19 protein-coding genes are annotated in these 20,974 nt (G+C 63.0%); 9 read left to right on the top strand and 10 right to left on the bottom strand.

Going from position 1 to position 20,974, the window contains the following annotated elements; all coding sequences use genetic code 11:
* Positions 1-15: 15 nt before the first annotated feature.
* The 7 genes from P1U55_RS04665 to P1U55_RS04635 form a co-directional block, all read right to left on the bottom strand.
* Positions 16-1,020, bottom strand: coding sequence for an imelysin family protein (locus tag P1U55_RS04665; protein ID WP_301046345.1), 1,005 nt, complete (start codon positions 1,018-1,020; stop codon positions 16-18).
* Positions 1,020-2,498, bottom strand: a complete 1,479-nt coding sequence (locus P1U55_RS04660; protein WP_301046344.1) for a di-heme oxidoredictase family protein — start codon at positions 2,496-2,498, stop codon at positions 1,020-1,022. Before P1U55_RS04660 ends, P1U55_RS04665 begins: the two co-directional genes overlap by 1 nt.
* Before the next feature lie 191 nt (positions 2,499-2,689).
* The gene (bfr, locus tag P1U55_RS04655; protein ID WP_301046343.1) at positions 2,690-3,175 is read right to left on the bottom strand and encodes a bacterioferritin; all 486 of its coding nucleotides are present in this window, start codon (positions 3,173-3,175) and stop codon (positions 2,690-2,692) included.
* A gap of 5 nt (positions 3,176-3,180) precedes the next feature.
* Positions 3,181-3,423: a (2Fe-2S)-binding protein gene (locus P1U55_RS04650; RefSeq protein ID WP_366943017.1), complete on the bottom strand. Its 243-nt coding sequence runs from the start codon at positions 3,421-3,423 to the stop codon at positions 3,181-3,183.
* A 45-nt stretch (positions 3,424-3,468) separates the two neighbouring features.
* The gene (locus tag P1U55_RS04645; protein WP_301046342.1) at positions 3,469-4,725 is read right to left on the bottom strand and encodes an imelysin family protein; all 1,257 of its coding nucleotides are present in this window, start codon (positions 4,723-4,725) and stop codon (positions 3,469-3,471) included.
* Between the two features lie 27 nt (positions 4,726-4,752).
* Positions 4,753-5,163: a hypothetical protein gene (locus tag P1U55_RS04640; protein WP_301046341.1), complete on the bottom strand. Its 411-nt coding sequence runs from the start codon at positions 5,161-5,163 to the stop codon at positions 4,753-4,755.
* A gap of 56 nt (positions 5,164-5,219) precedes the next feature.
* Positions 5,220-5,369, bottom strand: coding sequence for a hemin uptake protein HemP (locus tag P1U55_RS04635; protein WP_301046340.1), 150 nt, complete (start codon positions 5,367-5,369; stop codon positions 5,220-5,222).
* Between the two features lie 306 nt (positions 5,370-5,675).
* Between P1U55_RS04635 and P1U55_RS04630 the strand changes: the two genes are divergently transcribed.
* The 3 genes from P1U55_RS04630 to P1U55_RS04620 are packed head-to-tail and all read left to right on the top strand — an operon-like array spanning position 5,676 to position 7,538.
* Positions 5,676-6,389: an ABC transporter ATP-binding protein gene (locus P1U55_RS04630; RefSeq protein WP_301046339.1), complete on the top strand. Its 714-nt coding sequence runs from the start codon at positions 5,676-5,678 to the stop codon at positions 6,387-6,389.
* Positions 6,364-6,981 (top strand): energy-coupling factor transporter transmembrane component T, encoded by a 618-nt coding sequence (locus P1U55_RS04625; protein ID WP_301046338.1) that lies wholly within the window; start codon positions 6,364-6,366, stop codon positions 6,979-6,981. Before P1U55_RS04630 ends, P1U55_RS04625 begins: the two co-directional genes overlap by 26 nt.
* Positions 6,978-7,538, top strand: a complete 561-nt coding sequence (locus P1U55_RS04620) for a biotin transporter BioY (RefSeq protein ID WP_301046337.1) — start codon at positions 6,978-6,980, stop codon at positions 7,536-7,538. Before P1U55_RS04625 ends, P1U55_RS04620 begins: the two co-directional genes overlap by 4 nt.
* 242 nt (positions 7,539-7,780) lie before the next feature.
* On the opposite strand, the gene P1U55_RS04615 is transcribed toward P1U55_RS04620, so the two are convergent.
* From P1U55_RS04615 to P1U55_RS04605, 3 genes are all read right to left on the bottom strand, one after another.
* Positions 7,781-8,059 (bottom strand): metalloregulator ArsR/SmtB family transcription factor, encoded by a 279-nt coding sequence (locus P1U55_RS04615; protein ID WP_301046404.1) that lies wholly within the window; start codon positions 8,057-8,059, stop codon positions 7,781-7,783.
* A gap of 104 nt (positions 8,060-8,163) precedes the next feature.
* Complete coding sequence (gene msrB, locus P1U55_RS04610; RefSeq protein ID WP_301046336.1) at positions 8,164-8,634, bottom strand: peptide-methionine (R)-S-oxide reductase MsrB; 471 nt, start codon at positions 8,632-8,634, stop codon at positions 8,164-8,166.
* Positions 8,635-8,767: 133 nt separating this feature from the next.
* The gene (locus tag P1U55_RS04605) at positions 8,768-9,319 is read right to left on the bottom strand and encodes a fasciclin domain-containing protein (RefSeq protein WP_301046335.1); all 552 of its coding nucleotides are present in this window, start codon (positions 9,317-9,319) and stop codon (positions 8,768-8,770) included.
* Positions 9,320-9,713: 394 nt separating this feature from the next.
* Here P1U55_RS04605 and glgB point away from each other — a divergent pair, with 394 nt between their 5' ends.
* From glgB to P1U55_RS04575, 6 genes are all read left to right on the top strand, one after another.
* Complete coding sequence (gene glgB / locus P1U55_RS04600; RefSeq protein ID WP_301046334.1) at positions 9,714-11,924, top strand: 1,4-alpha-glucan branching protein GlgB; 2,211 nt, start codon at positions 9,714-9,716, stop codon at positions 11,922-11,924.
* Positions 11,925-11,950: 26 nt separating this feature from the next.
* On the top strand, positions 11,951-13,207 hold the full coding sequence (gene glgC / locus P1U55_RS04595; protein ID WP_301046333.1) for a glucose-1-phosphate adenylyltransferase: 1,257 nt from the start codon (positions 11,951-11,953) through the stop codon (positions 13,205-13,207).
* Positions 13,204-14,634 (top strand): glycogen synthase GlgA, encoded by a 1,431-nt coding sequence (glgA, locus tag P1U55_RS04590; protein WP_301046332.1) that lies wholly within the window; start codon positions 13,204-13,206, stop codon positions 14,632-14,634. Before glgC ends, glgA begins: the two co-directional genes overlap by 4 nt.
* Positions 14,631-16,712 carry a glycogen debranching protein GlgX gene (gene glgX, locus P1U55_RS04585; protein WP_301046331.1) on the top strand — a complete coding sequence of 694 codons (2,082 nt, stop codon included), beginning with the start codon at positions 14,631-14,633 and terminating at the stop codon, positions 16,710-16,712. Before glgA ends, glgX begins: the two co-directional genes overlap by 4 nt.
* A 52-nt stretch (positions 16,713-16,764) precedes the next feature.
* Positions 16,765-18,396: an alpha-D-glucose phosphate-specific phosphoglucomutase gene (locus P1U55_RS04580; RefSeq protein ID WP_301046330.1), complete on the top strand. Its 1,632-nt coding sequence runs from the start codon at positions 16,765-16,767 to the stop codon at positions 18,394-18,396.
* Positions 18,397-18,626: 230 nt separating this feature from the next.
* Positions 18,627-20,974: glycogen/starch/alpha-glucan phosphorylase (locus P1U55_RS04575; RefSeq protein WP_301046329.1), on the top strand; the 2,348-nt coding region annotated here is incomplete at its 3' end.

The raw sequence follows: 20,974 nt of genomic DNA, 5'->3' as shown, positions 1-20,974 counted from the left end.
TGGTGCGGGATGGGCTTAATCGCCGTCGAGCGCGTTGAAGCCCTGTCCAACGCCAAGGTGATCGCCCACTTCGGCGGCGGCAGTTTCTTTCAGCAGGTCAAGGTAGGAGGTGAGGCTTTCGATCCCCATGCGGGCGACCGGATCGGCGACCCCGGCAAAGCGCGGTTCATCGAGATTGGCGAGCCAGGCCCTGGCATCAGTGAAAAGCTTGTGGGTTTCGGTGGCGGCTCCATCAGAAAGCTTCACGGCGAACTCATCAAGCGCGGCGAGGGAGAGGGCGAGGTTGCGCTGGGTGCGATCAGAGCGCCACGCCTCGGCGCGGGTAGGGCGGGGGCGCTCGAACGAGCCCAAGGGGCGGGCGAGGCGGACGTAATCGTTATATTCGATGCCCGAGACCAGCGCGGTGAACAGCGCCTGTGCGGCCTCGTCGCGGGAGAGGTAAGTGGCGTTGCCCGCGTCGCCTGCGGTGAGCAGGAGCGTGGCGTGGGCGGGCCAATTGGTGGCGAGCGTGGTGGCCTTTTGCGCAATGTCGCGTGCCATTGCCTGCACCACGGCGCAGGAATAGCTGCCTTTGGTATAGCTGCTCAAGGCGTCATCATAGAGCATCCGCTCCAGCGCGAAAAAGCCCTGCACCGCGATGGACTGGTGAGAGAAGCCCTGGGGGGTGGTGGCATCTGGGGTTTTGGCCTTCAGCAAGGCGGTGAGTTGGCGGGGGGTGAAGCCTTTGGCGTCGGGCCAGAAGCCCAAGGCAAGCGGGCCGCCAAGGTCTTGCAGAGGGCCAAGGGCGAGGTGCTGCACGCCGATCCAGCCATCAAAGGCGGCGTTATAAGCGGGCTGCATGGCCGTGGCGGTGCAATCGGCCTTGGCTTGGGTTGAGAGGGCTTCAGCCGCTTTGGCAAAGGCCGTGTGGCGGGGCAGGATGTGTTGCTCGATCGCCTCGCCCACCCCGGCCTGGGCGGCGCTGAATGAGAACAGCGCGGTGAGCAGCCCTGCGGCGAGGGGGCGTGTAAAGCGCAGCATCAGAGGGACTCCAGAAATTTGATCAGGGCTGCGCGGTCTTCGGGGGGCATGTCAACTACCGCATCACGCTGAGGCTGGGCCTCGCCACCGTGCCAGAGCAAGGCCTCGAGCAGGGAGCGGGCGCGGCCATCATGCAAAAAGTACGTGTGGCCCGAGACCTGCTGGGTGAGGCCGATGCCCCAGAGCGGCGGGGTGCGCCATTCTTGCCCGGTGGCGCGGGCCTCGGGGCGATTGTCAGCCAAGCCTTCGCCCATGTCGTGCAGGAGAAGGTCACTATAGGGCCAGATCAGCTGGAAGCTTTGCTCGGGGCGGTCCGCCAGCCGGTGGGTGACGAACTTGGGCGTGTGGCAGCCGGTGCAGCCGGTATCATAGAACACCTGTTTGCCGCGCAGCACGGTTGGATCATTCGCCTTTGTGCGGGCGGGCACGGCGAGGTTGCGGCTGTAGAAGGTAACAAGATCAAGCCCTTCGCCATCAATCTCGAAGCCACGCGCATCACCATCGCCATGGGGGGCTTTCTGGCATTCGGCCTGCGCTGTCATGCACTCGCCGTAGCCTGCGGGGAACAGCGGGTTGGAGATGCCGATATCGCCCGCGAAGGCGGAGGCGGATTGCTCAAGGATGGTCGGGTTGCCCGCCTTGAGGCCAAAGCGGCCAAGCATGGGCGCGTCATGCGCCACCGACCAGACGATCTGGGCGCGACCGGAGATGCCATCGCCATCGGCATCATCGGGGTCGGCCCCGGCGAGGATGTCGGCGGCGGGCACGGCCTCCAGCAGGCCGAGGCCGATCATTTGCGGGGCGACGCGAGGGCTGAGCATGGCATCGGGCGCAAGCGGGCCGTAGCCGGGGGAGGCGAGAGCGTAGGTGGGCGCGCGCAGGGTGGCGGTTTCACCGCCGGAAAGGGCCACCTCACGCGCCTCATAGGTGATCTGCATTTTCCCTTCGGCGGGGACGCCGGGCAGGGCGTGGTCCTGGATTTGGCCCCCGTAATGCGGCTCTGGCAGGGTGGCGATATAGTCGGCGATTTCGGCAATGGCGTCCTCGGGGGTGCCGGGCACGGAAATGCGCAGGAACATCGAAGTGGCCTCATCCTCGGGGCCTTCCGGCGGGTGGCCGCGACCATCCTTGAGGTGGCAGCGCTGGCAGGAGCGTGCGTTATACAGCGGGCCAAGCCCATCCGAGGCCAGCGTGGAGGAGGGCGAGGACACCCAGAGCTTACGAAACAGCCCGTTGCCGAGCTTGAAACCAAGCTCGCGCTCGAAGCTGATGTTGTTGGAGGGCTGGGAGAAGGCATCGGCGTTGGCGCGGCGGCGCACCGAGGCCGCGCCGCCGGGATTGGCCTCAAACGGCTCAGCGGCGGTGAAATCGGTGGTGGGCGCGGTGACAGTCGCCACGCGGGCGGCCTCTTCTGGCGGGCGGGGGATGAGCGGCAGGTGCGGATCGTCGAGGCTTTGCGCACTGGCGGGGAGGGCCATTGAGAGCGCCGCAAGCAGCAGGCCAAGGGAGCGGGGACCGTGGAGACGGGAACGGGGGCCGTGGGAAAGCTGGGTCATGGGGGGGAGGTCTTGCTATTGCTGAGACAATTGCCCCTCGCCCTCCCGTAAGGCAGGAGGGCGAGGGCAGTGCTTTTATGGTGTGGCGGAGGTTGCCGCAGGCGAAAAAGGGCCTACTCGGCGTCAGCCGCCGTGCCCGCATTGAGCTGGGCATAGTTGGCATCACCCACACGTTCGTGCAGGGCAAGCTGGGTTTCGAGGAAGTCGATATGGCCTTCTTCATCGGCCATCAGCTCTTCAAACAGGTTTTTGGTGACGTAGTCGCCGACGCTTTCGCAATGGTCACGCGCTTCCTTGTAAAGGGTGCGGGCCTCGTGCTCGGCGGCGAGATCTGCCTCCAGCATTTCCTTGGGGTTTTCACCGATGCGCAGGCTGTCGAGCTTTTGCAGGTTGGGCAGGCCTTCGAGGAAGAGGATGCGCTCGATCAGCTTGTCGGCGTGGTGCATCTCTTCGATGCTTTCTTCGCGGCTTTTGGCGGCGAGACCCTTGAGGCCCATATCTTCCTGCATTCGAAAGTGCAGCCAATATTGGTTGACGGCTGTGAGTTCGCTTTTGAGTGCTGCGTTAAGGTAGTCGATAACCTTTGCGTCGCCCTTCATGGGTTTTATCCTTTGTTTTGATGTCGTTCGGTGTGAAGCCCGCGCAAAATGGCGGGAACCTTCGTGTTGGTGTTGCTGCGCATGGTGGCCAGAAAGAGCGGCATGCAGCCGCCGCAATCGGCTTGTTTTCCCAGCGCCCGGTAGACCTTGCCCGGTGTGATGATCGTATCAGCGTCAGCGGCGCGCATCCAGTCAACTGCGGCGTGGATGTCGCGGTCACTGATGTGTTGGCAGGAGCAGACGATCATGGGGGGTGTCCTTGGGCGCTGGGCGGGGTTGGCAGGGTGCTCGGTTTACTGGAACACGGCTTCGGGGGAATCGAGGCTATCGGAACCTTCAACCGATATCCCGGTGAGGCCCAGCGCGGTGACGGTGCGCTCGATCGAGCGGGTTTGGGCCACAAGTGCATCGACCGCGCCCATGATCAGCTCTTCGCCAGCGGTGTTTCCGGCGGCGAGCATCTGGTCATAGGAAGTGCCGGCCTCGGCGGCGGTTTTGATCTGGCCAAGCTCGCGCATGGTATGGGCAAGGTCGGCTTTCATCTGCGCATCAAGCGCCGGGTCAACCTCGGCCAGAAGATCGGTGAGACCCTCGCCGGAGACCACTGTGCCATCGACGCGCTGGTATTCACCAAGGTAGACGTTCTGGATACCAAGCCCGTCGTAGTAGTGCGAGTTGTGGGTGTTGTCGGAGAAGCAATCATGCTCTTCCTCGGGGTCGTTCAGCATGACGCCAAGCTTCATCCGCTCGCCGGCCTGCTCGCCGTAAGACAGCGAGCCCATGCCGGTGAGGATGGCCGTGAGACCGGCGGTTTCATCGGCTGTGACGGCCTCGCGGGCGGCGCCGCCTTCGACCCATTGGGCGGCCATGAAGGTGAGGTCGGAGATCAGCAGATCGGTGGCGGCCTTGAGATAGGCGGCGCGGCGATCACAGTTGCCATTGGTGCAGGCGTCGCCGCTGGCGTAATCGGTGGCCGGGCGGGTGCCTGCGCCATGTTCGGTGCCGTTCAGGTCCTGGCCCCAGAGCAGAAATTCGATGGCGTGGTAGCCGGTGGCGACATTGGCCTCGATCTCATCGGCCTCGTGCAGGGTATCGGAGAGCAGAGCCGGGGTGATGGTGCTGGCGTCGATCTCCTTGCCCGAGATGGTGAGGCTGGGGTGGGCGATCACGTTCAGCCCGGCGAGCGGGTTTTCATCAGACGGGCCAGCGCCTTCGACATAGTCGATCAGGCCCTCATCGAGCGGCCATGCGTTGACCTTGCCTTCCCAGTCATCAACGATCGGATTGCCAAAGCGGAAAACCTCGGTTTGCTGGTAAGGCACGCGGGCTTTCAGCCAGGCGGCGCGGGCGGCGTTGAGCGTGACATCGGAGGGGTCTGCGAGCAGCGCCTCGACAGAGCTGCGCAGGGTTTGCGCGGTTGCGAGGCTGTCCTCATACCCGGCCTCGGCGATTTCGGCGTAGGTGGTGAGCACCTCCGCAGGGCCTGCGAAGGCAGGCAGGGGGGCCGCTGCGGCGGTGATGAGAAGGGTCTTGCGAATGGTAGAGAGCATCTGTTGGCTGGTCCTGTTTTTTGGTGGTTAGTGTCGCGTTGGCGTTGGAGTGTGGCGTGGGCCGGAGGGCTGCGCGAGGTGGCGGGCCATATGGGCCAGCGCCAGCCCGACCCGCGCTGCCAGAGCAAGGATTTGAAGCGGCGGGTGGCCGGAGGTGAGGTGGAGTGCATAGGTCATCGCGGCGTCTTCATCGCCCGAGGCCGCGCAGGCCAGCAGCCCGGCAAAGGCGCTTTCCGCCCCGCCAAGCGCCGGGCAGCCGGGGCTATGGGTGGGCAGGTGTGTGATTGAGCTGGTGAGGCGCGCAAAAGCGTGGATCGCCTCGGCCCCGTCACGACCCAGCATCAGCGAAAAATCCTCGCCCACGGCCTCTGCCGCCCCGGCCTGCCACATGCGCAGGTAGGTGATGGCGGCGATGTCTGGTGGCGCAAGGTCGCTCATGCGGCCCACGGGTGCGGTGCCGCGCGGTGGCGGGGCGTGGGGGAAGGAGGCGTGCTTCATTTTGTCAGGATCAGCTTGCCGGCGCGGGTGATGCGCAGGAAATACATTTGCCCGTCGAGTTCGATCACCGCCTGCACGCCGCCGCCGGTGAGGGTGCGGGCATCGTGGCTGGGAAGGGTTTGCTGCGGAGGGGACATCGCGTTCATGGCCGCGGCTCCGTGAAGGCACGGTCAAGCAGGCGCTTGGGGCGGCGGTAGTGTGCGGTGAAGAACTGTTGCAGCAAGCTGCGGAAGGGGGGCACATCATGTGGCGCGGTTCTCATGGGTCCACCTTTGGGTTGCGGGGTTTGTCTTGGTCGTGCGTTCCGGGCTGGCCCCGCAGGGGTGGCTGGGATTCGAGGCTATCCTGAGCAATTTGCTAGGGTATGTCAATTCCGATTAATTTAGTCGGATTAGCGGCAGTGGACCACACCAAGCCGATCTGCTAGGCGGCGGGCGAAGGAGATGTGCGCGATGGGCGAGGCGGATGCGATAGAGCTGGATGGGGCGGGCTACGCCGTGGAAAGCCGCGAGATTTTGGCCCCTTTGACGCTGTGCCTGGTTGAGCGGCGGATTGGGATTGTGGGGCGCAATGGCTCGGGCAAATCCACGCTGGCGCGGCTGATGGCCGGGTTGATCGCGCCAACCTGCGGCAGCGTGCAGGTGAATGGCGAAGATATCTACGCGGACCGCGCGGCGGCGCTGCGGGAGGTGGGAATCCTCTTCCAGAACCCCGATCACCAGATCATCTTTCCGACTTGCGGTGAGGAGGTGGCCTTTGGCCTTGCGCAGATGGGCGTGAGTGACCCGAAAGGCGCGGCAAGGGCGGCCTTGGCCGAGCATGGCAAGGCGCATTGGGAGGGCCGCCCGGTGGGAGAGCTTTCGGGCGGGCAAAGGCATTTGCTGTGCCTCATCGCCGTGCTGGCGATGGCTCCGAAACGGCTGCTGCTGGATGAGCCATTTGCGGGGCTTGATATCCCCACGGTGCGCGCCCTGCACCGCGAGATTGCCCGGCTCAAGCAGCAGGTGGTGCTGATCACCCATGATCCGGCGGCGCTGGCGGGCTTTGACCGGGTGATCTGGCTGGAGGCGGGCGGGATCAGGGCGGATGGGCCTGCGGCACAGGTTTTGGCAGAATTCACCACGGCGATGGAGGGCGAGGATGCTGGCACTGACCTCGCCGGTTAAGACCCCTTACCACGGGCTGAGAGCCGGGCTGAAGCTGGGGCTTCTGGCGTTGGCCACCATTGTGCTTTTTGCCCTCGGCAGCCTGTGGGGGCAGGTTGCCGGGCTGGCGGTGGTGATGGCGCTTTACGCGCTGCCGGGGGCCAGATTTGCCCGCGCCGGGGTGGCGGCGCTAAGGCCCGTGGCGCTCTTCGCGGTGCTCATCGCGGCGTTTCATGTGGTGACGTGGACGCCGGTTGAGGGCGCGGTAGTGGTATTACGGCTGGTCTCGGCGGTGGCATTGGCCAACCTTGTGACCATGGTGACGCCGCTTTCGGAGATGCTGGGCTTCTTGCACTGGGCGCTCGCGCCGTTGCGCGCGCTTGGGGTGAAGACGCGTGGGCTGGAGCTTGCTATTCCGCTGGCGATCCGGTTTATCCCGGTGCTAGGCGAGAAGGGCCGCGCGCTTGGCGAAAGCTGGCGGGCGCGGTCACGCCACCGCCGCGCAGGCTGGCGGATTGCCGCGCCGCTGGCGGGGCTGGCGATGGATGATGCAGACCGTGTAGCAGAGGCGCTGAGAGCGCGTGGCGGAATGGCCGGAGGAACAGGAAAATGACCAAGAAAATTAACGAGAAAGACCTTGTGATGATCGCGCTTTTCGCGGCGCTCATCGCGGTATTGGGGCTGGTGCCCAAGCTGACGCTGGCCTCGGGCATTCCGATCACGGCGCAGACGCTGGGGATCATGCTGTGCGGCACGGTTCTGGGCGCGAAGCGGGGCTTTCTGGCGGCCGCGCTGTTCTGCCTGCTGGTGCTGATTGGCCTGCCTTTGCTGGCTGGCGGGCGTGGCGGGCCGGGGGTGCTTATGACCCCTTGGGCCGGCTTTTTCGTCGGCTTCCCGGTGGCGGCATTTGTGGCCGGGTTGGTCATGGAAAAGATGCGCGGGCCGGTCGCGGTGGCCGCCTCGGTTGCTGCCGTGGCGGGGGGCATTGTGGCGCTTTATGGCGTGGCCTTGCCCTGGTACATGGTGACGAAGCCCGCAGGCCCGTTGGAAGCCGCGCTGGTGGCGGGGGTTCCCTTTGTGCCCGGTGATCTGATCAAGGCGGTTTTGGCCGGGTTGGTGACACAGGCGCTGGCGCGGGCGCGACCGGGTGCGTTGCTCTCGCGCAGCTGAAGCGGCGAGCGGCGCTTGCTTCTCTGCGCGCCCCGGTGGCGCGCGCGGGGCGTGAGACCATTTTTCATGAGGCGTGAAAAGCGCCCCCCGGTGCCAAGCACCAGCGGGGCGCTTTTTGCTGTGACGCCGCTCCTTGGCTAAGGCAATAGCCAAAGGCCAGCCGCAGGTGGTGCGGTGCTGGTGTGGCCGATGGTGACGACGCTCGTCACCATCGCGGCGGCTGCGTGATGGTCAGGCGCGGATCAGGTGCAGAAAAGATCGTACATCAGACCAACGGCGGCGCGGGCGCGGTCATCCGCCAGGGCGTAATAGACGGTTTTGCCATCCCGGCGCGGGCTGACAAGCCTTTCCGAGCGCAACCGCGCGAGTTGCTGGCTGACAGCGGATTGGCGGCAATCCAGCAGGGCTTCCAGCTCTGTCACGGATTTTTCGCCATCGGCCAGATGGCACAGGATCATCAGCCGGCCCTCGTGGGAGAGCGTCTTGAGAAATTCCGCCGCGCGGCGGGCGTTTGCCTCCATTTCGCGCGGGTTGGCATTGCCTTTTTGGTCGTTAAGGGCTGGTGCGTCCATGTGCTCCGATCTCATATTACACATTACAGAATGCGATGAAGCGGTGGGCAGGGTCAAGCGGCGCTGGGCTGAAATACAAGGCTGACGCCGTTGAGACAGTGCCGTTTGCCGGTGGGTTGTGGCCCATCATCGAAGATGTGACCGAGGTGAGAGCCGCAGCGGCGGCAGTGCACTTCGGTGCGCACAGAAAAGAGGCGGCGGTCTTCCTTGGTTTTGACCGCGCCGGGCAGGGCCTGATAGAAACTTGGCCAGCCGGTGCCGCTATCATATTTGGTTTCGGAGGCATAAAGCGGCAGATCGCAGCCTTTGCACAGGAACTGGCCTGCCCGCTTTTCATCGTCCAGCGGGGAGGTGAAGGCGCGTTCGGTGCCTTCTTCGCGCATCACCTCATACTCAAGATCGCTCAACATCGCCTGCCACTCGGCCTTCGAGCGCGTGACTTCGAACTTGCCCTCGGCGGCTCTGAGTAACGAGGGGCTAAGGCTTGCGGCAAGGCCTGTGAAAATGAGGTGGCGGCGGTTCATTGGGGGTTCCTCCATCGCACTTGATATAGGATGCTGAATTGATTGCACCACCCCGACAGGGCCGGGATGGTGCGGGTGCCCCGCCTTGGCACAGGGGCCGGGAGCGGGGCTGAGCAAGTCGACCGGGAGGGACTTACATCTTGGGGAGAAGGACGCCATCGATGACGTGGATCACGCCGTTGGACTGATCGACGTCGGCGATGGTTACGGTGGCGGTGCCGCCGTTTTCATCACGCATCACGATGTTGTTGCCCAGCTTCTCGGCGGTGAAGACACAGCCGCCAACGGTTTGCACGGGGTGGGTGCCGTTATCGTCTTCGATCATCTGGTTGATCACAGCCGACATCGCATCAGCGGCGACAACGTGGCAGGTGAGGATCTTGGTGAGCTGGGCCTTGTTTTCCGGCTTCAGAAGGGTTTCAACGGTGCCTGCGGGCAGCGCGGCAAAGGCGGCGTTGGTCGGGGCGAACACGGTGAAGGGACCTTCGCCGGAGAGCGTTTCAACCAAGCCGGCGGCTTTTACGGCAGCCACGAGGGTGGTGTGATCGGCGGAGTTCACGGCGTTTTCGATGATGTTCTTGTCTTCGTACATCTTGGCACCGCCGACTTCGGGGTTCATGGCGAAGGCGCTGCCTGCGGTGAGGGCGGCGACGGCGGTGAGGGCGATTGTTTTGGCGAAGGTCATTGTTAGAATATCCTCTCAGTTGGTTAGCTGCTCCATGCCGGGCAGCTTATGAACAGGACTACGGGGTGACCGGCGGGTTTGGTTTTTCACGGAAGCGTGAGCTTGCGGTAGGGCTTTGATTTTACTGGCATAAAGGGCAGAAAGAAAATTGATCTGCACTTTGGGCTGCCGGATTTAGGGGGCGAAAGGGGGCTGTGCAGGAGGCTTTCCATTTGGATGCGCCGCCCATTGAGCGGCTCGCGGGGGCCTTCGCCTCTGTTGGCGGATGGGTGCGCCCGAGGAGATGGCCGCCTCTTTGCTGTCTGTTGACCTTGGATGTGTCTCTGTGCTTGAGTTCGGTCCTGCATTGGCGCTGAATTTGCGGCCATGGGATTGATATTGTGGGGGGTCGTGAATGCCAGAGCGTGACGCCGGACCAAAGCCCTCCTCGCGCTTACCCGATTTTCTGACCGAGGCGGATATCGCCGCGCTGAACAGCGGAAACCACGCAGCGCCCTTTGATGTGCTTGGTCCGCATAAAAGCGGCAATCGGCGATGGATCACCAGCTTTATGCCCGATGCCGCAGAGGTGAGCGCGGTTGTGGGGGGCAGGGAAACGGCGCTGCCGCGCGTGGGGGGCGATGTGTTTTGCGGCCCCGTTGCGGGCGGGGCGTATCGGCTGAAGGTGCGAAACGGCGATGGCACGCTGCACGAGATCGACGATCCCTTTGCGCTTGATCCCATTCTCACCGATTTTGACCAATACCTGCTGAGCGAAGGCACCCACAAGGAGCTGTGGCGGGTGCTTGGGGCGCATGTGACGCGGCACAAAAAGCTCGATGGGGTTCACTTTGCGGTTTGGGCGCCGAATGCGCGGCGCGTGAGCGTGGTGGGGGAGTTCAACCAGTGGGATGGGCGGCGCCACCCGATGCGACGCGCGGGGGAGACCGGCGTTTGGGAGGTGTTTTTGCCCGGTGTGGGCGAGGGCGCGCTTTACAAATATGAGATCGTCGGCGCGGAGGGGGGGCTTGCGCTCAAGGCTGATCCGGTTGGCTTTGGCTCGCAGCATCCGCCGGAAAAGGCCTCGGTCGTGCGGGATATCGAGGGCTATGGCTGGAAGGATGCGGGCTGGATGGCCGAGCGGGCAGAGCGGGCTAGCCGGGCCAGCGCGATCAGCATTTACGAGGTGCATCTTGGGTCATGGCGGCGGCGCTATGACGACGGCGGGCGACCGCTGAGCTATAAGGAGCTGGCCCGCGATCTGGTGGGATACGCCAAGTTCATGGGGTTCACCCATATCGAGCTGCTGCCGATCTCGGAGTTTCCGTTTGATGGCTCCTGGGGCTATCAGCCGGTGGGGCTGTTTGCGCCGACGATCCGCTTTGGCCCGCCGCATGAGTTCAGGGATTTTGTGGAAGCCGCCCATGCGGCAGATATCGGCGTGCTGCTCGATTGGGTGCCGGGGCATTTCCCGACCGACGAGCACGGGCTGGTGCAGTTTGACGGCACGGCGCTTTATGAACACGCCGACCCGCGCGAGGGCTTTCACCAGGATTGGAACACGCTGATTTATAATTACGGGCGGCGCGAGGTGAAGAACTACCTCGTGTCCAACGCCCTGTATTGGATGGAAGAATATCACCTTGATGGGCTGCGCGTGGATGCGGTGGCCTCAATGCTGTACCGCGATTATTCGCGCGAAGCGGGCGAGTGGGTGCCCAACAAGGACGGCGGGCGCGAGAATTACGAGGCTATTGCCTTTTTGCAGGAGATGAACACCGCAGTTTACGGGGCCGATGCCAGCGTGATGACGGTGGCCGAGGAAAGCACCTCGTTTCCCGGCGTGTCACAGCCGGTTCACGGTGGCGGGCTTGGCTTTGGCTACAAGTGGAACATGGGCTGGATGAACGACACGCTGCGCTACATGGAAAAAGACCCGATCCATCGCCGGCACGATCACCACCTGATGACCTTCCCGATTGATTGGGCCTTCACCGAGAATTTCATCCTGCCGATCAGCCATGACGAGGTGGTGCATGGCAAAGGCTCGATGATCGAGAAGATGCCGGGGAGCGACTGGGAGAAGTTCGCCAATCTGCGGGCCTATTATGCTTTCATGTGGGCGCATCCCGGCAAGAAGCTGCTGTTCATGGGCTGTGAATTTGCCCAGCCCGAGGAGTGGATCCATGACGGCGAGCTGAATTGGGGCGCGGCGGACCGGCCTGCCAACAAGGGGGTGCAGCAGCTGGTGCGTGATCTGAACGCGCTTTATTGCGCCACCCCGGCGCTGCATGTGGGGGATTGCCTGCCCGAGGGGTTTGCCTGGCTGCATAACGATCCGGCGCAATCCACTATCGGGTTTGCCCGCTTTGGCGCAGAGGGTGACGCGCCGGTGGTGGTGATGTGCAACTTTACCCCGGTTGAGAGGTTGAGCTTTAGGGTGGGGGTGCCCGCGCCGGGCTTCTGGGAAGAGGTTTTGAACAGTGACGCGGCCATCTACGGCGGCGAAAACCGTGGCAACATGGGCGGAGTCGAGGCGGTGCAGGAGCCATGTGACGGCCATGCGCAATCGGTGCGGCTCACGCTGCCACCCTTATCGGTTGTCATTTTGAGGCTGCGCGATTGAACACGGACTTAAGGGGAGGAACCGCCATGCGGACACAAAGGTTGACCCACAGATCAATGGTTTTCGTGCTTGCCGGAGGGCGCGGCAGCCGCCTCAAGGAATTGACGGACAGGCGGGTGAAACCTGCGGTGCCGTTTGGCGGCAAGGGGCGGATCATTGACTTTGCCCTCTCGAACGCGCTGAATTCCGGCATCCGCAAGATGGCGATTGCCACGCAATACAAGGCGCACAGCCTGATCCGGCATTTGCAGCGCGGCTGGAACTTCCTGAGGGCCGAGCGCAATGAATTTCTCGATGTGCTGCCCGCGTCGCAGCGCGGCGGCACTGAGAGTTGGTATAAGGGCACAGCCGATGCGGTGACCCAGAACATCGACATCGTTGACAGCTACGACGTTGATTATGTGATCATTCTGGCGGGCGACCATATTTACAAGATGGATTACGAGATCATGCTGCGCCAGCATGTGGAATCCGGTGCCGATGTGACCGTGGGCTGCCTGACGGTGCCGCGCGAGGAGGCCTCGGCCTTTGGGGTGATGGACACTGACAAGGCCGGGCGGATCACCAGTTTCCTCGAAAAGCCGGACGACCCGCCGGGCACCCCGGAAGACCCGGCCATGGCGCTCGCCTCGATGGGGATTTACGTGTTTGACTGGAAATTCCTGCGCGATCTTTTGCAAAAAGACGCTGAGGACGCGGAGTCGACCAATGATTTTGGCAATGATCTGATCCCGGAGATCGTGAAGAACGGCAAGGCGATGGCGCATCGGTTTGACGAAAGCTGCGTGCGCGATCAGGGCGCGCCCGCCTACTGGAAAGACGTAGGCACGGTGGATGCCTTCTGGCAGGCGCATATAGACCTTACCAACTTTACCCCCGAGTTGGACCTCTGGGACAAAAGCTGGCCGATCTGGACCTATAACGAGAGCGTGCCGCCTGCGAAGTTTATCCACGATGAGCGTGACAGGCGCGGCATGGCGATTTCGTCGATGGTGTCTGGCGGGTGCATTGTTTCAGGGACGGAGGTGCGAAATTCGGTGCTGTTTACCAATGTGCACACCAATTCCTACGCGGTGATGGACCATGCGGTGCTGCTGCCCGGCGTGGTCGTCAACCGCTCGGCGCGGCTGCGGCAGGTGGTGATTGATGGCGGTGTAATCATCCCCGAGGGGCTGGTGGTGGGCGAGGATCACACCGAGGATGCAAAGTGGTTCCGCGTCACCGAGCGCGGCACAACGCTGATCTCCCAGACCATGCTGGACAAGAAAGCCGCTGCCTCATGACAAAGGTGTTGTTCGTCGTTTCAGAGTGCGCGCCGCTGATCAAAACTGGTGGTCTGGCGGATGTGGCGGGGGCCTTGCCTGCCGCGCTGGCGGACTGCGGCGACGAGGTGCGCGTGCTGTTGCCGGGCTATCGCAGCATCCTGAAACACCTCGGCAAAACCAGGGTTGTTGAAACCTACAAAGACCTGTTTGGCGGGGCGGCCAAGCTGCGGGCCTGCGAGATGGCCGGGCTTGATCTGTTGCTGCTGGATGCGCCGCATTTGTATGACCGGGATGGCGGGATTTATAACACGCCAACGGGCGCGGACTGGCCTGACAACCCCGAACGCTTTGCCGCGCTGTGCTATGTGGCGGCGGGGATTGCCAAGAGCGGGGCGGCGGGCTGGCAGCCCGATATCGTGCATGGCCATGATTGGCAGGCCGGGCTGACGCCGGAATATTTGCATGCGATGGAGGTGGCCACGCCTTTCGTGTTTACCGTTCACAACATCGCCTTTCACGGCAATACCGGGGCAGAGAGGCTGGCGGCCTTGCGGCTGGATGCGGGCCGGTTTAACGCCGATCACTTTGAATTCTGGGGACAAATCTCGGCGCTGAAGGCCGGGCTGGCGGGGGCAGCGCGGATCACAACCGTATCGCGGACCTATGCCGAGGAGTTGCTGACACCGGAGTTTGGCATCGGGATGGACGGGATACTGCGCCACCGTCAGGCGGATCTGATTGGCATTGTCAACGGGATCGACGAGGCGGTTTGGAACCCGGCAGAGGACCCCAACATCAAGCCCTACACCACGGCGGCGGGCAAAGCGGCCAACAAGAAAGCGCTGCAAAAGACATTTGGCTTGGGCAAGGCCGATGGCCCGCTCTGTGTGTTGGTGTCAAGGCTGACCGAGCAGAAGGGCATTGATCTGTTGCTTGAGGCGCTGCCGCATTTGCTGGAGCAGGGCGGGCAGCTTGCGCTGCTTGGCTCGGGCGATCCCAAGCTGGAGGTTGCCCTGTTGGAGGCGGCGGCGACGCACTCCAATGTGGCGGTGAAGATCGGCTATGACGAGGCACTTTCACACCGGATGATGGCGGGGGGCGATGCGATTTTGGTGCCCTCGCGGTTTGAGCCATGTGGGTTGACGCAGCTTTACGGGCTGCGCTACGGCACCCTGCCGCTGGTCGCGTTGACGGGGGGGCTGGCCGATACGGTGATCAACGCCTCGCCCGCCGCGCTGACGGTCGGGGTGGCGACCGGGGTGCAGTTTTTCCCGATCACCGCGCAGGCGCTGGGCAATGCCTTTGTCCGGCTTGGTGAGCTTTATGCGCAACCCAAGGTGTGGAGCGCGATGCAGCGCAACGCGATGAAGCAACCGGTGGGCTGGGCGGCCTCGGCGGCAGAATACCATGGAATTTACGAGGCGCTGATGGAGGCCAAAACGTGAGCGGCCCCGCCGCGCCGGTTCAGCCGGGCAGCCCCGCGCCGCTGGGCGCAACGGTGGATGAGGGCGGGGTCAACTTTGCCGTTTTCTCGCGCCATGCAACGCGGGTGATGCTGTGCCTGTTTGACGAAGACGGCCGCGAACACGAGGTGGTGCCGTTGCCGGAGCGGGAGGGCCATATCTGGCACGGCTATTTCCCCGGTATGAAGGCGGGCCAGCAATATGGCTACCGGATGGACGGGCCGTATGAGCCGAAAGACGGCCACCGCTTCAACCCCTACAAGCTGCTGATTGATCCCTATGCCAAAAGCCTCACCGGGCACCCAAGGTGGAACGAGGCGCTGTTTGGCTACCAAACCGGCCATGAAGACCGCGACCTGAGCTTTGATACGACCGACAGCGCGCCCTATATGCCGCGCTGTATCGTCACCGATCCGGTGTTTCAGTGGCACGACGGGCCGCGCCCCAGACACAAGCTGGAAAACACGCTGATCTATGAGGCGCATGTCAAAGGGTTGACGGCGGGGCGCAAGGATATCGAGCGGCGCGGCTCCTATCTGGCGATGGCATCAGACCCGATCCTTGACCACCTGAACACCCTTGGCGTGACGACGATCGAGCTGCTGCCGGTGCAGGCCTTCCTCAACGAGAAATTCCTGCTCGACAGGGGGCTGACGAACTACTGGGGCTACATGACCTACGGGTTCTTCGCCCCCGATCCGCGCTATATGCAAGGCGCTGATATTGCTGAGTTTCAGCAGATGGTGCAGCGGTTTCACGAGGCCGGGATCGAGGTGATCCTTGATGTGGTTTACAACCACACCGCCGAGGGCAGCGAGATGGGCCCAACCCTGAACTTTCGCGGGCTGGACAACGCCAGTTACTACCGGCTGGCCGATGACCGGCGCTATTATATCGACGATGCGGGCTGCGGCAACACGCTGGATTTTGAAAACCCCTTCGTGAACCGCCTGGTCATGGATTCGCTGCGCTATTGGGTGGAGGTGATGCATGTGGATGGGTTCCGCTTTGATCTGTGCACCACGCTGGGGCGCACGCGGCAGGGCTTTGAGCGGGACGGGCCGTTCTTTCGCGCCATCGCGCAAGACCCGGTGCTGAACTCTGTGAAGCTGATCGCGGAGCCTTGGGATATTGGCCCCGGCGGCTACCAGCTTGGCGCTTACCCCGCGCCCTTTGCCGAATGGAATGATGCGTTTCGCGACGACACGCGGCAGTTTTGGCGCGGCGACAAGGGCAAGGTTCCGGCGATGGCCTCGCGCCTTGCTGGCTCGGCCGAGTTCTTTGACCATGACGGGCGTTCGGCCACCTCGTCGCTCAACTTCCTGACGGCGCATGATGGGTTCACGCTGCACGATATGGTCAGCTATTCGACCAAGCACAACCTGGCCAACGGCGAAGACAACCGCGATGGCCACTCCAACAATCACTCTGACAACATGGGCGTCGAAGGCCCGACCGATGACCCTGAGATCATCGCCGCGCGTATAAGGCGCAAGCGCAATCTGATGGCGACGCTGATGCTTTCGCAAGGCACGCCGATGATTTTGGCGGGCGATGAGGTGAGCAATTCGCAAGGCGGCAACAACAACACCTATTGTCAGGACAACGAGATTGGCTGGGTCACATGGCCTGAGGAGGAAGATCCGTTCTTCACCTTCTGCCAGCAGGCGATTTCGTTTCGCCGGATGCACCCGCTGTTGCGCCAAAAGCGGTTTCTCCACTCGCGCCAAAGGTTGCTGGACGGCGAGCCTGATCTGTTTTGGCGCCGTGCCAATGGAGAGGCAATGCGGCAGGAAGACTGGGACAACCCCGAGCTTGATATCATCGTGGCTGAAATGCGCATGGCCTCTGGCACGCCGGAGTATGTGCAGCGCGAAGGGGCGCTGCTGGTTGTGCTGAACCGGGGCGAGGCGGTGGAGATTGTTCCGCCCGCGCTGCCCGAGGGCGGCACGTGGGTGCGCCGGTTTGATACCAGTCAGGATGATGCGATCATGGTGACGGAAGGGATGCAGGTTGCCGCCGATGCCGTTGTCGTGTTTTCGCACGAGACGGCGCAGTAACACCGCGGCCAAGGCTGGCTGCGCCGGAAAACACAGATGGAGGGGACGGGCCATGCCCATGCACACAGTTCGGACAGATCCAATTGAAGGCCAGAAGCCCGGCACCAGCGGGCTGCGCAAGAAAACGGCTGTTTTCAAGCGTCCGCGCTATCTGGAAAACTACGTTCAATCAATCTTTGACGGGATCGGCGGCGTGGAGGGCAAAACGCTCGTGGTGGGCGGCGATGGGCGGTATTTCAACGATGACGCCATTCACATCATCCTGCGGATGGCGGTGGCCAATGGCGCGGCGAAGTGCATCGTTGGGCGGGGGGGCATCCTTTCGACCCCGGCGGTTTCAAACCTTATTCGCAAGCGCAAGGCCGATGGCGGCCTGATCCTGTCGGCCAGCCACAACCCCGGTGGCCCGAACGCCGATTTCGGGTTGAAATATAACGGTCCAAATGGCGGCCCGGCGAGCGAGGCGGTGACCGACCGGATCTTTGAGCGAACCAAGGAAATTGACATCTATCACATCACCGCCTGCGCGAATGTGGACCTTGATACGCTGGGCACCGTAAGCGTGCAGGACATGGCCGTTGAGATCGTTGACCCAGTGGAAGATTACGCCGCGTTGATGGAAACCCTGTTTGATTTTGATAAGATCCGCGCGCTTTTTGCCAGCGGGTTCACCATGAGCTTTGATGCGATGCATGCGGTGACCGGCCCCTATGCGCACGCGATCCTTGAGCGCCGTCTGGGTGCGGCGGCGGGCACGGTGGTGAACGGTGTGCCCAGCCCCGACTTTGGCGGTGGCCACCCTGATCCCAACCCGATTTGGGCCAAGGATCTGATGGAGCGGATGTATGGCCCCGCTTCGCCAGATTTCGGTGCGGCCTCTGATGGTGACGGGGATCGCAACATGATCGTGGGGCGTAACGCTTATGTCACCCCGTCTGACAGCCTGGCGCTGCTCACCGCCAAGGCGCATTTGGCACCGGGCTACAAGGATGGGCTGGCCGGGGTGGCGCGCTCGATGCCGACCTCGCGGGCGGTGGACCGGGTGGCCGAGAGCCTTGGCATTGCCTGCTATGAAACGCCGACCGGCTGGAAGTTTTTTGGCAACCTGCTGGATGCCGGCAAGGTGACGCTCTGTGGCGAGGAAAGTGCCGGCACCGGCTCAGACCATGTGCGCGAGAAGGACGGGCTGTGGGCGGTGTTGCTCTGGCTCAACATTCTGGCGGAGAGCAAGCAGAGCGTTGCAGAATTGATGGCCGATCTTTGGAAAAGCCATGGGCGCTGCTACTACTCGCGCCACGATTACGAGGATGTGGAGAGCGCCAGGGCCAACGGGATGATCGACGCGCTGCGCGCCGAATTTCCCAGGCTGGCGGGCAAATCGGTGGCGGGGTTGACCGTGGAAAGCGCGGATGAGTTTGCCTATGACGATCCGGTTGATGGCTCACACTCCAGCGGGCAGGGCCTGCGGATTGCCTTCACCAACGGCGCGCGGGCGGTGTTTCGCCTTTCTGGGACCGGGACCGAGGGGGCAACGATCCGGCTTTATCTGGAACAGTTGGAAACCGATCCGGCGCGGCTTGATATGCCCCCCGAGGAGGCGCTAGCGGATGTGCGCGCGGCGGCGTTGGCGCTTTCGGATCTGGTGGCCAGAACCGGGCGTGAAGAGCCTGATGTAATCACCTGACCTGCGGGGATGTTCGCTTGGGGGGGGGCGGGTCTGGCGGGCGAGGCGGTGCCGGTTTTCGGTGTTGCGCAAATACGGCAGCCCCCTTGAGGCATTGGCCCGGGCGCGGTGGCCCCCTCGCACTCCAGGGGTTTTTATTGGATGCGGGGGAGAGCGGCGCGACGATCCTTTTGGCCCCACGGCTGGTGAAGCGGGGTTGGCTTGCCGATGAACCACACGGGACTGCCCTGATGAATGCCATGAATGATCTGTCTGCTGAGGCGTTGCGCCTGCGTATCACCCGGCATCTGACCTATACGCTTGGCAAGGATAAGGCCCACGCCAGCCTTTATGACTGGCGCATGGCGGTGAGCCACTCCGTGCGCGATATCCTGATCGAGCCGTGGTTTGCTGCCACCCGCAAGACCTATGAGGCGCAGGGCAAGCGGGTTTATTACCTGTCGATGGAGTTTCTGATTGGCCGGATCCTTGAGGATGCGATGGTGAACTTGGGGTTGCGCGACACCATTGAAACGGTGCTGGCCGAAGAGGGGATCGCACTGGAGGCGGTGATCGAAGACGAGCCTGACGCCGCTTTGGGCAACGGGGGCCTTGGCCGCTTGGCGGCGTGTTTTCTGGAAAGCATGTCGACCCTGGCCTGCCCGGCGCATGGCTATGGCATTCGTTACGAGCACGGGCTGTTTCGCCAGCGGTTTGAGGGCGGGCGGCAGGTGGAGCACCCGGAGGATTGGCTGAACCTGCCCCATCCGTGGGAGTTTGAGCGCCCGGAAGCCCGCTACACCATCCCCTTCAAGGGGTACGTTGAGGAGGGGGATGGCGGCGCGGTCTGGCATCCGGCGGAAACGGTTTATGCCCGCGCCTATGACATGCCGGTGGTGGGCTGGCAGGGCAAATGGGCCAATACGCTGCGGCTCTGGGGCGCGCATCCGACCGAGCTGTTTGATCTGGGGCGGTTCAACTCGGGCGATCACACGGCGGCGGCGGCGCCTGAAACGCTGGCGCGCACCCTGTCGCGGGTGCTTTACCCCGAAGACACCACCGAAAGCGGCAAGGAGCTGCGCTTGAAGCAGGAGTATTTCCTCACTTCGGCGGCCTTGCAGGACATTCTGCGCCGGTTCCTGAGCGAGTATGATGATCTTGCCCTGCTGCCCGAAAAGGTGGCGATCCAGATGAATGACACCCACCCGGCGCTGGCCGGACCAGAGCTGATCCGCTTGTTGGTGGATGTGCACGGGCTGGGGTGGGACGAGGCCAGACGGCTGGCGCAAGGTTGTTTGAATTACACCAACCACACGCTGCTGCCCGAGGCGCTGGAAACGTGGTCAACCTGGCTCATGGGCCGGGTCTTGCCGCGCCATATGCAGATTATCGAGCGGATAGATGCAGAGCATCAGGCGGCAACGGGCTGCGGCGAAGATCTGGCGATTGTGCACCACGATCAGGTGCATATGGGCACGCTGGCCTTTGTGATGGCCGCGCATGTGAACGGGGTTTCGGCTCTGCACACAGATCTGATGCAGCAGACGGTTTTTGCCGGGTTGAACAGGCTATACCCACAGCGTATTTTGAACCAGACCAACGGGGTAACACCGCGCCGCTGGCTCAGGCTATCAAACCCCGCCCTGTCACGCGTGTTGAGTGACACGATTGGTCTCGGCTGGGAGGATGATCTGGGCCGCTTGGCCGAGCTTGGCGCACATGAAAATGACCCGGCCGTGCGCGATGCGATCGGCGCGGCAAAACGGCAAAACAAGGTGGCGCTGTCAAACTGGGCGGCGGAGCAGCTTGGCGTTTCGCTGGACCCGAGTGCGATGTTTGATGTGCAGGTGAAGCGGATGCATGAATACAAACGCCAGTTGCTTAACGTCTTCGAGACAATCGCCCGCTGGTCGGCAATCCGCGCGAACCCGCAGGGCGATTGGGTGCCACGGGTGAAGATATTCGGCGGCAAGGCGGCGCCGGGGTATTTTGTGGCCAAGGACATTGTGCGCTTCATCAACGATGTGGCCGCCACCATCAACGCCGACCCCGTGGTGGGCGATTTGCTGAAGGTGATTTACCCGGCCAATTACAACGTTTCGATGGCGCAGCGGCTGATCCCGGCGACCGACCTTTCAGAGCAGATTTCGACCGCGGGCAAGGAAGCCTCGGGCACGGGCAACATGAAGTTCACCATGAACGGTGCGCTGACGATTGGCACGCTGGATGGGGCCAATGTGGAGATCCGTGAGCAGGTGGGCCCAGAAAACTTTTTCCTCTTCGGGATGGATGCTGGCGAGGTTCAGCAGCGCTCCCAACTGGAGGGGCACGCCCGCAAGGCGATTGAGGCGAGCCAGCCACTGCGCGATATTTTGCAGATGATCGTTGAGGGGCGGTTCAGCCCGGATGAGCCGGGGCGCTACGCGGGGCTGGTGGACTCGGTCTGGAACAGTGATCCCTTTCTCGTGGCCTCGGATTTTGACAGCTACCTTGCCGCGCAGGCCGAGGTGGATCACGCTTATCGCGATGCGGACCACTGGAACCGGCTGGCGCTGCGCAATATCGCGGGCGCAGGGCACTTCTCATCTGATCGCACGAT

Source organism: Vannielia sp. (genome assembly GCF_029212645.1).
GTDB lineage: Bacteria > Pseudomonadota > Alphaproteobacteria > Rhodobacterales > Rhodobacteraceae > Vannielia.
Note: the sequence above shows the minus strand (reverse complement) of the source record. Positions and strands in the feature narration are given on the sequence as shown.